Origin of the sequence: Arthrobacter sp. SLBN-112 (assembly GCF_030944625.1) — a bacterium.
Classification (GTDB): Bacteria; Actinomycetota; Actinomycetes; order Actinomycetales; family Micrococcaceae; genus Arthrobacter.
Genome location: NZ_JAUSXY010000001.1, coordinates 2152041 through 2167496 on the forward strand (window position 1 = coordinate 2152041; position 15456 = coordinate 2167496).

The following is a 15456-nucleotide window of genomic DNA, read 5'->3' on the forward strand; positions in this document are numbered from 1 at the left end:
CCGGGGCTTTCGCGCTAACACCGGCTCTTGCACCGAAAATTACGCAATTGCGCTATTGGCGGACAACTGAAAGATCCTGCGCCAACGGCGGTGCACCCGGGCTTGCGGAGGAAGCCGCCCCCGTAGAATGAACCGCATGATCGTAGGCATTGGGGTAGACGTAGTAGACATCGAGCGATTCGGCCGCCAACTGGAGCGCACACCCGGCCTGAGGGACCGGCTGTTCGTCCCTGCGGAGCGGGAACTGAACACCCGGTCCCTGGCTGCCCGCTTTGCGGCGAAGGAAGCCGTGGCTAAGGTCCTTGGGGCGCCTGCCGGCATGAACTGGCAGGACTGCTGGATCGGCCTCGACCACAACGGCCCCACCGTCCAGGTCAAGGGAACCGTCCTGGCGGTTGCCGAGGCCAAAGGCGTCAAGCGCTGGCACCTGTCCATCAGCCACGACGGCGGCATCGCCACGGCAACGGTCCTGGCCGAAGGCTGACCCGGCGGCCGCCGCATGATCACTGCCTACACAGGAACGCAGGTCCGCGCAGCCGAGGAACCACTCCTGGCCGCCGGCCTGGGGGACACGCTCATGCAGCGCGCCGCGCACGGCCTGGCAAGCGCCGTCGTCCAGGAACTCCAATCACGCGGCACACGCCTGTACGGGGCCAGTGTGGTGGTGCTGGCCGGCAAGGGGAACAACGGCGGCGACGGCCTCTACGCCGCCTCCTTCCTCGCTGCCCGCGGAATGCGGACGACGACGGTGCTCACCGGCGATTCCGCCCATCCGGGCGGCCTGGACGCGTTCGAGCGGGCTGGGGGACGGGTGCTCCGGCTGACCGGGGCATCGCTTCAGGAACTGTCGGCCCAAGCCGTCCGGGCCGACGTCGTGATTGACGCCGTGCTGGGAACCGGGGCTAAAGGCGGCCTGCGGGGACTTGCCGGAGACTACGTGCGTGCCCTCGAAAGGGCGCGTGCGGCCGAAGGCGGCCACGGCTTCGTGGTGGCATGCGACCTCCCCAGCGGTGTCGACGCGGACACCGGAGAGGCCGCCCTGCCCGTGTTGCCGGCGGACCTGACCGTCACGTTCGGGGGAGCGAAGACCGGCCTGCTGGCCGATCCCGGCGCCGACTATGCCGGCCGCGTGGTGGTGGTGCCGATCGGGATCGAAGAACACTTGCCCGAGCCGGTGCTGCGAAGGCTTGAAGATGCCGACATGGCTGGACTTTTGCCGCACCCCGCACGGCGTGCGCAAAAGTACTCACGGGGCGTGCTCGGCGTGGTGGCAGGGTCCGAGGATTACCCCGGCGCCGCCGTCCTCGCGTGCCGGGGCGCGCTGGCCGCGGGAGTGGGCATGGTCCGGTACCTCGGCCCGCCGGAAGTGGCCCATTTGGTCCGCCAATCGTGCCCCGAGGTGGTTTGCAGCACGGGAAGCGTGTCCGGGAACCGCGTCCAGGCTTGGCTGGTGGGCTCCGGCATGGGACCGCAGGACCACGAACAACTGGCCCGCGCGCGGGACGCCCTTACCTCCGGGCTGCCGGTAGTAGCCGACGCCGGCGCGCTGCCGGCCCTTCCGGACACGCTCGCACCGCACGTGGTGCTGACCCCGCACGCCGGAGAGCTCGCGTCGCTGTTCCAGCGCCTGGGCGGCGGGGAGGACCGGGAAGCGGTCGAAGCGGGCACCCTCGCCGCCGCCCGCCACGCGGCCGACCGAACCGGGGCCACCGTCCTGCTCAAGGGGGCCACCACGCTTGTGGCCGCACCATCAGGCGCCACCTTCAGCCAGGCCGACGGCACCCCCTGGCTCGCCACGGCCGGGAGCGGGGACGTCCTGGCCGGCGTCATTGGGGCGCTGCTGGCCCAGGCGGGGTCCGTCGTCGAGCCTTTCCGGGAGCTTGGCCTTGACGACGACGGCCGCTGGGCCGCGCTGGCCGCGCTGGGAGCCGCTCTCCATGGCCGGGCGGGCAGGTCGGCGTCGGAAGCGGCGGCAGGCGGACCCATCACGGCGGGCCGCATCGCGGATGCCATACCCGAAAGTTGGGGTAAAGTCAGCATGCTTAGTAAATATGGAGCCCGGAAACGTAATAGTCACAGCCAACCACTACGGTAGGCATTAGTTCGCACCAGCAGCAGGGGCGTTCCGATGCCCTCTGCTGCTGACACAAAATGAGGAGCACGATGGAAGTCTGGCCTGGAACTGCCTATCCGCTGGGAGCGACCTTTGATGGCACCGGCACCAATTTCGCCCTGTTCAGCGAGCGGGCCGAACGGGTCGAACTCTGCCTCCTGGCCGATGACCTGACCGAGACCAAGATCGAACTGACCGAGGTGGACGGCTACGTGTGGCACTGCTACCTGCCGCACATCCAGCCCGGCCAGAAGTACGGCTACCGCGTACACGGACCGTACGACCCCGCCAGCGGCAACCGTTTCAACCCGAACAAGCTGCTGATGGACCCCTACGCCAAGGCCATCCAGGGCCAGATCGACTGGGACCCGGCCCTGTTCTCGTACAACTTCGGCGATCCCGATTCCCGCAACGACGCCGACTCCGCCCCGCACACCATGCACGGCGTGGTCATCAACCCCTTCTTTGAGTGGGACGGCGACCGCCAGCTGAAGATCCCGTACCACGAGTCCGTCATCTACGAAGCCCACGTCAAAGGCCTCACCGAGCTACACCCGGAGATCCCCGAAGAGCAGCGCGGCACCTATGCCGGCGTCGCCCACCCGGCCGTCATTGAACACCTGAAAAAACTCGGTGCGACCGCCATCGAGCTCATGCCCGTCCACCAGTTCGTCAACGACGGCACCCTCGTGGACAAAGGCCTCAGCAACTACTGGGGCTACAACACCATCGGCTTCTTCGCCCCTCAGAACACCTACAGCGCCACCGGCGACGTGGGGCACCAGGTGCAGGAATTCAAGGCCATGGTCCGCGACCTCCACCGGGCCGGCATCGAGGTCATCCTCGACGTCGTCTACAACCACACCGCCGAAGGCAACCACCTGGGCCCCACGCTGTCCTTCAAGGGCATCGACAACCAGGCCTACTACCGCCTGGTGGACAACGACCTCAAGCACTACATGGACTACACCGGCACGGGTAACTCGCTCAACGTCCGGCACCCGCACTCCCTGCAACTGCTCATGGACTCCCTGCGCTACTGGGTCACCGAAATGCACGTGGACGGCTTCCGCTTCGACCTCGCCTCCACCCTGGCCCGCGAGTTCTACGACGTCGACAAGCTCTCAACCTTCTTCGAACTGATCCAGCAGGATCCGATCGTTTCCCAGGTCAAGCTGATCGCCGAACCGTGGGACGTGGGCCCCGGCGGCTACCAGGTGGGCAACTTCCCGCCGCAGTGGACGGAATGGAACGGCAAGTACCGCGACACCGTCCGCGACTTCTGGCGTGGCGAGCCCTCCACCCTTGGCGAGTTCGCCTCCCGGCTTACCGGCTCCGCCGACCTCTACGAAAGCTCCGCCCGCCGACCCGTGGCCTCGATCAACTTTGTCACCGCCCACGACGGCTTCACCATGCGCGACCTCGTCTCCTACAACGAGAAGCACAACGAGGCCAACGGCGAAGGGAACAACGACGGCGAATCGCACAACCGTTCCTGGAACTGCGGCGTTGAAGGCGACACGGACGACGACAAGGTCCTGACCCTGCGCGCCCGCCAGCAGCGGAACTTCATCGCCACGCTGCTGCTCTCCCAGGGCGTGCCCATGCTGCTGCACGGCGACGAGCTGGGCCGCACCCAGCAGGGCAACAACAACACCTACTGTCAGGACTCCGAGCTCAGCTGGATCCACTGGGAAGCCATGGACCAGCCGCTGGTGGAGTTCACGGCCTTCGTCAACAAGCTCCGGCACGATCACCCGACGTTCCGCCGCAGCCGCTTCTTCGACGGCCGGCCCGTGGTACGTGGCGAGGGCGAAAAGCTGCCGGACATCGTCTGGTTGAAGACTGACGGCACCGAGATGCGGCCCGAGGACTGGGGAAGCGGCTTCGGCCGGACCATCGGCGTGTTCTACAACGGCGACGGCATCCAGGAACAGGACTCACGTGGCCGCCGGATCACGGACGACAGCTTCATCATGGCCTTCAATGCCCACGACGGCGACGTGGACTTCTGCCTTCCCAACGAGGAGTACTCCCAGTACTGGGAGGTCCTGATCGACACTGCGGCGCAGGCGGACGCCTACAAACCGCTCAAAGCCGGTGCAACACTGACGCTGGACGCGAAGTCCATGGTGGTGTTGCGTGCCTACTCCGGTCCCGAGGCTGAGGTGGACACGTCCGCCGCCGCTTCCCTGGCATCCAGGGCAGAGCACGAGGAGGCCCAGGAGGAGATGGTGGAAGCCCAGACCAAGGCAGCGGAAGCGAGCGAGGCACGGGCAACCGAAGCCGCCGACGCTGCCGAAGCGGCTGACAAAAAGGCAAGCGGATCGAGTGCCACAAAGGCAACCGAAACGAGTGCCACAAAGGCAACCGACGCATGAGGACGCCAACTTCCACCTACCGGCTCCAAATCCGGAGCAGCTTCACACTCTTCGACGCTGCAGAGAAGGTCCCGTACCTGAAGGACCTCGGCGTGGACTGGGTGTACCTGTCTCCCATCCTCACCGCGGAGCAGGGCTCGGACCACGGCTATGACGTGACCGATCCTTCCACCGTCGATCCTGAGCGGGGCGGCCCCGAAGGCCTCCTGGCGCTCTCCAAGGCGGCCCGCGAGCATGGCATGGGCGTGCTGGTGGACATCGTGCCCAACCATGTGGGCGTGGCCTCCCCGCCGCAAAACCCGTGGTGGTGGTCACTGCTGAAGGAGGGCCGCGAGTCCCCTTACGCCGAGGCGTTCGACGTCGACTGGGACCTGGGCGGTGGAAAGGTCCGGCTTCCCATCCTGGGCTCGGACTCCGACCTGGACAAGCTGGAGGTCAAGGACGGCGAACTCCGCTACTACGACCACCGCTTTCCCCTTGCCGAAGGCACGTACGCCGACGGGGATTCCCCGCAGGACGTCCACGCCCGCCAGCACTACCAGCTGATGGACTGGCGGCGTGCCGATTCCGAGCTGAACTACCGCCGCTTCTTCGCGGTGACCACCCTCGCCGGGATCCGGGTCGAAGTGCCGTCCGTCTTCGAACAGGCGCATGCCGAGGTGGGCCGCTGGTTCACCGAGGGCCTCGTGGACGGGCTCCGGGTGGACCATCCCGACGGCCTCGCAGATCCTGCCGGCTACCTCCGCTGGCTCAAGGACCTCAGCGGCGGCGCCTATGTCCTGGTGGAAAAGATCCTCGAACCCGGCGAAGTGCTGCCGCAGGAGTTCGCCTGCGAGGGCACCACCGGATACGACGCGCTGGCCGACGTGGACCGGGTCTTCGTGGACCCGGCGGGGCAACAGGCTCTGGATTCCCTGGACGCTGTGCTGCGTGGAACCACGGAACCGGCAGACTATGCCGCCATGATCCGCGGCACCAAGCGCATGATTGCCGACGGCATCCTGCGTTCGGAGGTGCTGCGGCTGGCCCGGCTGGTTCCCGAGTCCCACGGTCTCACCGTGGACCAGGCAGCCGACGCCATCGCCGAGATCATCGCGTCCTTCCCGGTATACCGGTCCTACCTGCCGGTCGGCGCCGACGTCCTCAAGGAAGCCTGCGAATCCGCCGCGGCGCACCGGCCGGACCTGGACGTGGCGGTGGGCACGCTCCTGCCGCTGCTCCTGGACCCTGCCAACCCCATCGCCGTCCGGTTCCAGCAGACCTCGGGCATGGTCATGGCCAAGGGCGTGGAGGATACCGCGTTCTACCGCTACACCCGGCTGGGCACCCTGACCGAGGTGGGCGCCGAACCCACCGAATTCGCCGTGGCGCCGGAGGAATTCCACCGGCGGATGCAGCGGCGCCAGCAGGACCTGCCGCTGTCCATGACCACCCTGTCCACCCACGACACCAAGCGCAGCGAGGACGCCCGGGCACGGATCTCGGTCATCGCCGAGCTGCCGCAGGAATGGGCGGAAACTTTGGAGACGCTCCGCGGGCTGGCGCCCATCCCGGACGGGCCGTACGAGAACCTGCTCTGGCAGGCGATCGTCGGGGCCTGGCCCGCCAGCCGGGAACGGCTCCAGGGTTATGCCGAGAAGGCGGCACGGGAAGCCGGGAACTCCACGACATGGACGGATCCGAACGAGGCTTTTGAGGCCAAGGTCAAGGCTGCGGTGGACGCAGTGTTCAACGATGCCGCGGTGGCCAAGGTGGTGGGTGACTTCGTGGCCCGCATTGATGCTTATGCCTCTTCCAACTCGGTATCCGCCAAGCTGGTCCAGTTGACGATGCCCGGCGTGCCGGACGTCTACCAGGGCAGCGAATTCTGGGAACGGTCCCTGACGGACCCGGACAACCGCCGGCCGGTGGACTTTACTGCCCGGGAGGCTGCACTGGCAAAGCTCGACGCCGGCACCTTGCCGGACGCGGGCACAGAGGCCAGCAAGCTTTTGGTCACCTCGCGGGCCCTCCGCCTGCGCAGGGACCGGCCGGAGCTGTTCCAGGGATACGCGCCGGTGCCAGCCACCGGCCCGGCTGCCGGGCACCTGCTCGCATTTACACGCGGAACGGATGTTGCCTCCGGAGCCCTCACGCTTGCCACCCGGTTCCCCGCCGGACTGGAAGTCGGGGGCGGCTGGCGGGACACCGCCGTCGACCTTTCCACTGCGATGCGCGACGAGCTGACGGGAGAGGGCTATGGACCAGGTCCGGTTGCGGTGGCCGACCTGCTGGGAACCTACCCGGTGGCCCTGCTGGCACCGGTGGACGGAGAAATGCCATGACCCTTGTCAATGTTGGGCCTGAACGGTTTGATGTGTGGGCACCGGACGTTTCATCGGTGATTTTGCTGGCAGACGGCCGGCAGTACCCCATGGAGAAGAAGGACACGGTGCCGGGATCCGAAGGATGGTGGACGGCGCCTGACGCCCCGGCCGACAGGGACGTGGACTACGGGTACCTGCTGGACGGGGACACCACTCCCATCCCGGATCCCAGGTCGCGCCGGCTCCCTGACGGCGTGCACGAGCTGTCCCGGACCTACGATCCAGACGCCTACGCGTGGCAGGATTCCGACTGGCGCGGCAAGGACCTGCAGGGTGGTGTCATCTACGAACTCCACGTAGGCACCTTCACCCCCGAAGGAACCTTGGACGCCGCCGCGAAGAAGCTGCGGTACCTTGCGGACCTGGGCATCGACTTCGTCGAACTCCTGCCGGTCAACGGGTTCAACGGAACACACAACTGGGGCTATGACGGCGTCCAGTGGTACACGGTGCACGAGGGCTACGGCGGACCTGCCGCGTACCAGCGGTTCGTTGACGCAGCCCATGCCGCCGGGCTCGGTGTCATCCAGGACGTGGTGTACAACCACCTTGGGCCCAGCGGCAACTACCTGCCCAAGTTCGGCCCCTACCTGAAGCAGGGCGACGCCAACACCTGGGGCGACTCGGTGAACCTGGACGGGCCCGGCTCTGACGTCGTCCGCGAATACATCCTGGACAACGCCGCCCTCTGGCTGCGGGACTACCACGTGGACGGCCTCCGCCTCGATGCCGTGCACGCGCTGCGGGACGAGCGCGCAGTCCACATCCTCGAGGAGTTGGGCGCTTTGGGCGACGCCGTCTCGGCGGAAACCGGTCTGCCCAAGACCCTCATTGCCGAATCCGACCTGAACAACCCGCGCCTGATCTACCCCCGGGACGTCAACGGGTACGGCCTGGCCGGGCAGTGGAGCGATGACTTCCACCATGCGGTGCACGTCAATGTCAGCGGCGAAACCACCGGCTATTACTCGGACTTCGAATCGCTGGCCGTCCTGGCCAAGGTGTTGAAGGACGGGTTCCTGCACGACGGCAGCTACTCCAGCTTCCGGGGCCGGCACCACGGGCGGCCCATCAACGCCTCGCTGGTGCACCCGGCGGCACTGGTGGTCTGCAACCAGAACCACGACCAGATCGGCAACCGGGCCACGGGGGACAGGCTGTCGCAGTCCCTGACCTACGGGCAGCTGGCCGTGGCCGCGGTCCTCACCCTGACCTCGCCGTTCACCCCCATGCTGTTCATGGGCGAGGAATACGGGGCCTCCACGCCGTGGCAGTTTTTCACCTCGCACCCCGAACCGGAGCTCGGGAAGGCCACCGCGGAAGGTCGCATCAGGGAATTCGAGCGGATGGGGTGGGATCCCGCCGTCGTGCCCGATCCGCAGGACCCGGAAACCTTCCGCCGGTCCAAGCTGGACTGGACCGAGGCCGGCACGGGAGACCACGCGCGGCTCCTGGAGCTGTACCGGGCACTGACGGCGCTGCGCCGCGAACATCCGGAGCTGGCAGGGCTTGGCTTCGGCGGCACGGAGGCTGAGTTCGACGACGACGCCGGCTGGCTGCGGTTCCGCCGCGGTCCCGTTGAGGTGGTGGTGAATTTCACTGATGCCAAGGTGCGGCTCGACGCGGCAGGGAACGTCCTGCTGGCCACGGACGAGGGGACCGCGCTGGACGGCAGTTCGCTGGCTCTGGCGCCCTGGAGCGCGGCCATCCTTACGTCCTAGCTGGAGAAGTTACGCCGCGGGAAACTCCGCGGCGTAACTTTTCTGCTGAGCGCTAACATCTGATGTAGCGCATGTCACAACTGGCAGGATGGAACGTATGACTTATTCAGCAGCGGACAACCGCTACGAGTCCATGCCCTACCGCCGCGTAGGCCGCAGCGGTCTGAAACTCCCGGCCATCTCGCTGGGCCTCTGGCACAACTTCGGCGACGACAAGCGCTTCGAAGAGCAGCGGGACATCCTCCGGCGGGCCTTCGACCTTGGCGTGAACCACTTCGACCTGGCCAACAACTACGGGCCCCCCGATGGCTCCGCCGAAACCAACTTTGGCCGCCACCTCAAGGACGACTTCAAGCCCTACCGGGACGAACTGGTGATTTCCACCAAGGCCGGCTACTACATGTGGCCGGGCCCCTACGGCGAATGGGGTTCCCGCAAGTACCTGATCTCCAGCCTTGACCAGTCGCTGCAACGCATGGGCCTTGACTACGTGGACATCTTCTACAGCCACCGGCCCGACCCCGAGACGCCCCTGGAAGAAACCATGGGCGCTTTGGACTACGCAGTCCGCTCCGGCAAGGCACTCTATGCGGGCATCTCCTCCTACACGCCCGAGCAGACACTCGAGGCGGCACGGATCCTCAAGGAAATGGGGACGCCGCTGCTCATCCACCAGCCCAGCTACTCCATGCTGAACCGCTGGACAGAGGACGGATCGCCCAACCTGTACGAGGCGCTGGACCAGGTGGGTGCCGGTTCCATCGCGTTCTCGCCCCTGGCGCAGGGCATGCTCACCGACCGCTACCTCCACGGCATCCCGGAAGACTCCCGGGCCGCCAAGGCCAGGTTCCTTTCCGAAGATTCCATCACGGAGGAGAAACTTGACCGGGTCCGCGGGCTGCGCCGCATCGCTGAAGGCCGCGGGCAGTCACTTGCCCAGATGGCCATCGCCTGGATCCTGCGGGACCAGCCGAAGGGCTCACCGGTCACCTCCGCCCTGGTGGGCGCCTCCAGCGTCCGCCAGCTCGAGGACACGCTCTCCGCCATCAACAACCTCGACTTTTCCGCCGAGGAACTGACCGCCATCGACGAGTTCGCCGTGGAATCCGACATCAACCTCTGGAAGCAGACGTCGTGACGTCTGTCCGCACCGGGCAGTCCTGAGGATTGTTTTCTTACACAGCGGGACCGACCGGGGGAACAACTGCCGGTCCCGCTGTGTTGGGTAGTATGAAAAGGCGCCGCGCGGCGCCGTGCCAGCCGGCCGCCGTCGGACCTCCTGCGGAGCTATCCCGGCCGGCTGACGTTTGTTCCCAAAGGAGTTTTGTGTCTTCACATCCGATTCGTGTTGCAATCGTTGGCGTGGGTAACTGCGCCGCTTCGCTGGTGCAGGGCGTCCAGTATTACAAGGATGCCGATCCCGCGGAGACCGTTCCTGGCTTGATGCACGTTGAGTTTGGCCAGTACCACGTGGGTGACGTTGAGTTCGTTGCCGCGTTTGATGTTGACGGCAAGAAGGTCGGCGTTGACCTTTCCGACGCCATCCTGGCCAGCGAGAACAACACCATCAAGATCGCCGACGTCCCGCCCATGGGTGTGACGGTCCAGCGCGGCCACACCTTGGACGGGCTGGGCAAGTACTACCTCGAGACCATCGAGGAATCCACCGAAGAGCCCGTGGACGTGGTCCAGGCGCTCAAGGACGCCAAGGTTGATGTCCTGGTCTGCTACCTGCCGGTCGGCTCCCAGCAGGCGGCCGAGTTTTACGCCCAGGCCGCGATCGACGCCGGCGTGGCGTTCGTGAACGCGCTGCCGGTCTTTATTGCCGGGACGAAGGAGTGGGCGGACAAGTTCACCGCCGCGGGTGTTCCGATCGTCGGTGATGACATCAAGAGCCAGATTGGTGCCACCATCACGCACCGGGTGATGGCGAAGCTGTTCGAGGACCGGGGCGTGACCCTGGACCGGACGTACCAGCTGAATGTTGGCGGGAACATGGACTTCAAGAACATGCTCGAGCGTGACCGGCTGGAGTCCAAGAAGATTTCCAAGACCCAGGCGGTGACCTCGAACGTTGAGGCGGAGCTGGCGGCCAAGGACGTGCACATCGGTCCGTCGGACTATGTGCAGTGGCTGGATGACCGCAAGTGGGCGTTCGTGCGCCTGGAGGGCCGGAACTTTGGTGACGCCCCGGTGTCGCTGGAGTACAAGCTGGAGGTCTGGGACTCGCCGAACTCGGCCGGTGTGATCATCGACGCGATCCGTGCGGCGAAGATCGGCTTGGACCGTGGCATTGGCGGCCCGCTGCTGTCCGCGTCGAGCTACTTCATGAAGTCCCCGCCGGAGCAGTTCAATGACGACCTCGCGCGCGAAAAGGTCGAGGCGTTCATCCGCGGCGACCTCGAACGCTAAACCCTCTCTGGGATGCTCCCTCACCCGCACGGGTGGGGGAGCGTTCCCGTTTAACCACGCCCGCTCACGTTTGACCTGTTTTACTCAAACGCCCGCTCACGTTTGGCCTGTTTTGCTCAAACGCCCGCTCACGTTTGGCCTGTTTTACTCAAACGCCCACTCATCCTTGGCGTATTTTCCGCCCTTATTTGACGGTGCGATCCTTCATCCTGCGTGGGTCACTCGTGTTGACGAAGCCCGAGGCAGTCACAGGATTGTCGTAGGAATTCCTTATGGCCTGCCTGACTCTCTTGAGCGCAGCAGCGAAACCGTCATCCTGATCGGTCTTGTTTACGATGATGACGGCCCAACCGGCCCGTTCGAAGGCCTTGTCTCTGCGCCGATCGATCCGTCGCTGCGGTTCCAAAAGGTGATGGCCGCCGTCGTACTGAATAGCAACTCTGTGCTGACGAAAGCCGAGATCGGCTGATGGTGAGCGGCGGTCCCCCGGGCGAAGACCCAATCTGCAACTCCGGTTCAGGAAGGCCAGCGTCAAGCATGGACAATCGAAGGAATGTCTCCGGCGCAGAGTCCGCCCCTACCCGCATCAGGTCCAGTGCTTGCCGGGCACGGACAACGCCCTGAAGATTTGGATGTCGGGCTACCAAACCCCGTAATTCCTCAAGCGTTGAGTACGCGCCCTCTCTGCCCTCAAGTTCCGGGCGGGGTATCCGGATGATTTGGTCTCCCATAGCCACCAAATCGTTTAATGGGAGTTGCCGTGCCATATCCAACCACGTCCGGCCCCTGGTGCTGAGCCGAATCCCGTCCACGAACTCAATCTCGCCAGGCTTCACAATGACCCGGTGGCCATGAATTCCTTTTCTCCGTGCTCCGGGAAAGGCATTGGGTTTGCTGAGGTGCAGCTCGGTGGAATCGGATAGCCACGGAGGCAGGATGGAACTCTGGAGGCGAGCCGCGGTGACATGTGAAACCCACGCCCCAGGCGTAGCCTCCGACAGGCTGCGGGCGGCCTCCTCCAGACAGAAGTCCCAATCGGCCGGACGGTAGAGTCTCCGGCTTACATGCTCAACATCTGTGCGCCGTAAGCGGCTGTACTTTAGCCCTGCGCCCCTGGCGCTCTCGAGAGTGAAAGGGCTGCTGGCCAGGTGAGCTGGCAGGGGCGGGCGGGATCGCATACTGCATTCTCATGTAAACAGCCGATGTGCGTCGGAAGTTATCCACAGGCACTCATCAGGCCGGTAGAAGGTGAGCGGGGGTTCAGGAAAAGGCGGCAAAAGGTGAGCGGGGGTTCAGGAAAAGGCGGCAAAAGGTGAGCGGGCGTCAACAAAAGATGTGCCAAAGGTGAGCAGGGGTCAGGTGAGGCCTACCGGGTTGCCGTCGGCGTCCACGTCCATCCGGAGGGCGGCCGGGACGGGTGGGAGGCCGGGCATGGTCATCACGGCGCCGGTGAGCGCAACGATGAAGCCCGCTCCGGTCTTGGGCAGCAGGTCGCGCACGTGGATGGTAAAGCCTTTGGGGGCGCCCAGGCGGGAGGCATCATCCGTGAAAGAGTATTGGGTCTTGGCCATGCAGACGGGCAGCCCGCTCCAGCCGTTCCGTTCGATATCGGCAAGGCGTTTCAAAGCCGGCACGGAGAAGTCCACCCCGTCTGCCCCGTAGATTTCCTGTGCAATGGTCCGGATCTTGTCCTCCACCGACAGGTCCAGCGCGTACAAATGCCGGAATTTGCTGGGAGCGTCAACCGCCTGCGCCACCAGCGCCGCGAGCTCGTCACCGCCGTCGCCCCCGCCGCCCCGGCCCCACACGTCGGCAACAGCGGCGCGCACACCTTCAGCCGCGCACCAGGCCAGCAGCCAGTCGAGTTCCTCCGGCGAATCGGACGAGAACTTGTTGATGGCCACCACCGGCGTGACCCCGAACTTCTCCACGTTGTGGACGTGCCGGCGCAGGTTGGCCACGCCTGCCTCAAGCGCGGCCAGGTCCGGGCGGGTCAACGAGTCCTTGGCCACGCCGCCCTGCATTTTGAGGGCCCGCACCGTCGCCACCACCACGACGGCGGAAGGCGCCAGGCCGCCGTACCGGGCCTTGATGTCCATGAATTTCTCGGCCCCCAGGTCGGCCCCGAAACCGGCTTCCGTCACCACCAGGTCCGCGAGCCGCCGGGCCGTCTGGGTGGCAATGAGCGAGTTGCAGCCGTGCGCGATATTGGCGAAAGGACCGCCGTGCACCAGGGCAGGAGTCCCCGCGATGGTCTGCACCAGGTTGGGCTTGACCGCCTCCTTCAGGAGAAGCGTCAACGCACCCTCCACGCCCAGGTCCGCCACCGTCACCGGCGTCCGGTCATAGGTGTAGCCGAACGTGATCCGGCCCAGCCGCGTCCGCAAATCCGACAGGTCCGTGGCCAGGCAGAAGACGGCCATGACCTCGGACGCCACCGTGATATCGAACCCGTCCTGCCGGGGCACCCCCTGCGTCGGACCGCCCAGCCCGATGACCACCTCGCGCAGGGACCGGTCGTTCATGTCCAGCACGCGCTTGAACGTCATCCGGCGCGGATCGATGTTCAGGGCGTTGCCCTGGTAGATGTGGTTGTCCACCAACGCCATGAGCGCGTTGTTGGCCGAGGTGATGGCATGGAAGTCGCCGGTGAAGTGCAGGTTGATCTCATCCATGGGCAGCACCTGCGAGTAACCCCCGCCCGTGGCGCCGCCCTTCATCCCGAGCACCGGTCCGAGGGATGGCTCCCGCAGCGCGATCATCACCTTGTGACCGGCCCGGGCCAAGGAATCGGCCAGTCCCACCGTGGTGGTGGATTTGCCTTCCCCGGCCGGGGTGGGGGACATGGCGGACACGAGCACCACCTTGCCGTGCGGAGCAGGGGCCTCGAGCCTGGCCGGATCGATCTTCGCCTTGTACCGCCCGTACAGTTCCAGGGCGTCCGCGTTGATCCCCGCCGCAGCCGCGATCTCCCCGATGGGCCGGATCCGGGCAGCCCGCGCAATCTCAAGATCTGAAGGGAGACCAGACATCCTTGTCCTTTCCTGTACCGGCCGGCGCCGGACACCTGCCCCTAAGCTAACAGCACCCGGGCAAGCTGCGGAGGAACAGCGGCCCGGGGAAATGGCTTTCGTAGGAGCAGCGGAAGGACGTCAGGAAGCGGGTACGGCCGGGGCGAGGCGGTGCCCCGAGTAATGGTCGACGGCGGCATGGTAGCTTTCGAGCGTTATGGCGGCAGTGCGCTGCCAGCCGGAGCTCTGGGCACGGATGGCGGCCGCCCGGCCCAGGTCCTCGCGGGTCGCGGGGTCGTCATACAGGGCTTCGAGTGCATCCGCCCAGTCCGCGGCATGGTGCCCGTCCACCAGGAGCCCGGTCCGGCCGTGGAAGATTGCGCGGGACAGGCCGCCCACGCGGGTGGCCACCACGGGCGTGCCGCAGGCTTGGGCCTCCAGCGCCACCAGCCCGAAGGATTCACTGAAGGAAGGCATCACCACGACGTCGGCCGCGCGGAACCAGGAGGCAAGCTCAGGTGCCTTCACCGGCGGAAGCTGCGTGACGACGTTGTCCATTCCCGCCTCCGCAACCAGGCAGCGGAGGTTGAATTCCTTGTTGCCGCTCAAGGCACCCAGGATGGTGACCCGAAGGTCGATGTCCGGGCGGCGTTTCCGCAGCAGCGCCGCGGCCTTGACCAGGACCTGTGGACCTTTGAGCCGCTGGATGCGGCCGGCGAATACCAGGTGGAAGGTATCAGGGCTGATGCCATGCTGCGCCCTGGACCGCGACCGGAACGCCGGGGTGAAGGTGCTCAGGTCCACCCCGGGCGGCGCGATATCGATTTGGTCGTAGGTGGCGCCGTAGTGGGACACCAGTTCGGCGGCCTCGGAACTGGTGTTGGCGATGAGCCTGGCCGCGCCCTCCACGATGCGGTGCTCGCCCAACTCGCGCCGGCGGGGTTCAGGCTGTTCGCCGGACTCCAGCAGCAGGTTCTTCACCTTGGCCATGGTGTGCATGGTGTGCACCAGCGGCACGTCCCAGAGCCGCGACAGTTCCAGCCCGGCGATCCCCGACACCCAGTAGTGCGAATGGATGACGTCGTACCGTCCGTGCGGCTGGCGGCGGCGGATCTGCTCGATTTCCGCCACCATGGCGTGCAGCAACCCGGGAAGCTCCTCCTTGGGGACCTTGGTGGGCGGGCCGGCCAGGACGTTGTGTACGCACACGCCGGGATCAGGGTGTTCGACGGCGGGCTGGTCGGCGGAGGTGGCACGCGTGAAGATCTCCACCTCAACACCCGCCTCTGCCAGCGCCGAGGCCAGCTCTCGGATGTAGACGTTCATCCCCCCGGCGTCACCGGACCCCGGCTGTTCCATGGGGGAGGTGTGGAGGGAGAGTAAAGCGACCCTGCGGATCAGCGCCACGGGACCTCCTTCCGGCCACCGGCGCGCGTCAGCGGAGCCGGTCGA

General features: G+C 66.1%; 10 protein-coding genes. 8 read left to right on the forward strand and 2 right to left on the reverse strand.

The features are described from left to right. The first annotated feature begins 136 nt into the window (after window positions 1-136). From QF050_RS10190 to QF050_RS10225, 8 genes are all read left to right on the forward strand, one after another. Window positions 137-484 (forward strand): holo-ACP synthase, encoded by a 348-nt coding sequence (locus QF050_RS10190; protein WP_013601780.1) that lies wholly within the window; start codon window positions 137-139, stop codon window positions 482-484. Window positions 485-499: 15 nt separating this feature from the next. Continuing rightward, on the forward strand, window positions 500-2095 hold the full coding sequence (locus QF050_RS10195) for an NAD(P)H-hydrate epimerase (protein ID WP_308930326.1): 1596 nt from the start codon (window positions 500-502) through the stop codon (window positions 2093-2095). 68 nt (window positions 2096-2163) lie between these two features. Further along, window positions 2164-4494 (forward strand): glycogen debranching protein GlgX, encoded by a 2331-nt coding sequence (glgX, locus tag QF050_RS10200; RefSeq protein ID WP_308930327.1) that lies wholly within the window; start codon window positions 2164-2166, stop codon window positions 4492-4494. Next, window positions 4491-6818, forward strand: coding sequence for a malto-oligosyltrehalose synthase (treY, locus tag QF050_RS10205; RefSeq protein WP_308930328.1), 2328 nt, complete (start codon window positions 4491-4493; stop codon window positions 6816-6818). The genes glgX and treY overlap by 4 nt, the downstream gene beginning before the upstream one ends. Further along, entirely contained in the window at window positions 6815-8581 is a 1767-nt protein-coding gene (gene treZ, locus QF050_RS10210; protein ID WP_308930329.1) for a malto-oligosyltrehalose trehalohydrolase, read from the forward strand. The genes treY and treZ overlap by 4 nt, the downstream gene beginning before the upstream one ends. Window positions 8582-8678: 97 nt before the next feature. After that, the gene (gene mgrA / locus QF050_RS10215; protein WP_308930330.1) at window positions 8679-9719 is read left to right on the forward strand and encodes an L-glyceraldehyde 3-phosphate reductase; all 1041 of its coding nucleotides are present in this window, start codon (window positions 8679-8681) and stop codon (window positions 9717-9719) included. A gap of 188 nt (window positions 9720-9907) precedes the next feature. Further along, window positions 9908-10993, forward strand: coding sequence for an inositol-3-phosphate synthase (locus tag QF050_RS10220; RefSeq protein ID WP_308930331.1), 1086 nt, complete (start codon window positions 9908-9910; stop codon window positions 10991-10993). 112 nt (window positions 10994-11105) lie between these two features. After that, window positions 11106-11462 carry a hypothetical protein gene (locus QF050_RS10225; RefSeq protein ID WP_308930332.1) on the forward strand — a complete coding sequence of 119 codons (357 nt, stop codon included), beginning with the start codon at window positions 11106-11108 and terminating at the stop codon, window positions 11460-11462. Between the two features lie 886 nt (window positions 11463-12348). Here the strand turns inward: QF050_RS10225 and QF050_RS10230 are convergent. Then, window positions 12349-14025, reverse strand: coding sequence for a formate--tetrahydrofolate ligase (locus QF050_RS10230; protein ID WP_308930333.1), 1677 nt, complete (start codon window positions 14023-14025; stop codon window positions 12349-12351). A gap of 120 nt (window positions 14026-14145) precedes the next feature. Beyond that, window positions 14146-15411: a D-inositol-3-phosphate glycosyltransferase gene (gene mshA / locus QF050_RS10235; protein ID WP_308930334.1), complete on the reverse strand. Its 1266-nt coding sequence runs from the start codon at window positions 15409-15411 to the stop codon at window positions 14146-14148. Window positions 15412-15456: the final 45 nt, after the last annotated feature.

Bases quoted from the DNA above. Each gene is read 5' to 3' on its own strand.
- treZ (WP_308930329.1), top strand. From the start codon at position 6,815: ATGACCCTTGTCAATGTTGGGCCTGAACGGTTTGATGTGTGGGCACCG.
- QF050_RS10190 (WP_013601780.1), top strand. From the start codon at position 137: ATGATCGTAGGCATTGGGGTAGACGTAGTAGACATCGAGCGATTCGGC.
- QF050_RS10230 (WP_308930333.1), bottom strand. From the start codon at position 14,025: ATGTCTGGTCTCCCTTCAGATCTTGAGATTGCGCGGGCTGCCCGGATC.
- treY (WP_308930328.1), top strand. From the start codon at position 4,491: ATGAGGACGCCAACTTCCACCTACCGGCTCCAAATCCGGAGCAGCTTC.
- mgrA (WP_308930330.1), top strand. From the start codon at position 8,679: ATGACTTATTCAGCAGCGGACAACCGCTACGAGTCCATGCCCTACCGC.
- QF050_RS10195 (WP_308930326.1), top strand. From the start codon at position 500: ATGATCACTGCCTACACAGGAACGCAGGTCCGCGCAGCCGAGGAACCA.
- glgX (WP_308930327.1), top strand. From the start codon at position 2,164: ATGGAAGTCTGGCCTGGAACTGCCTATCCGCTGGGAGCGACCTTTGAT.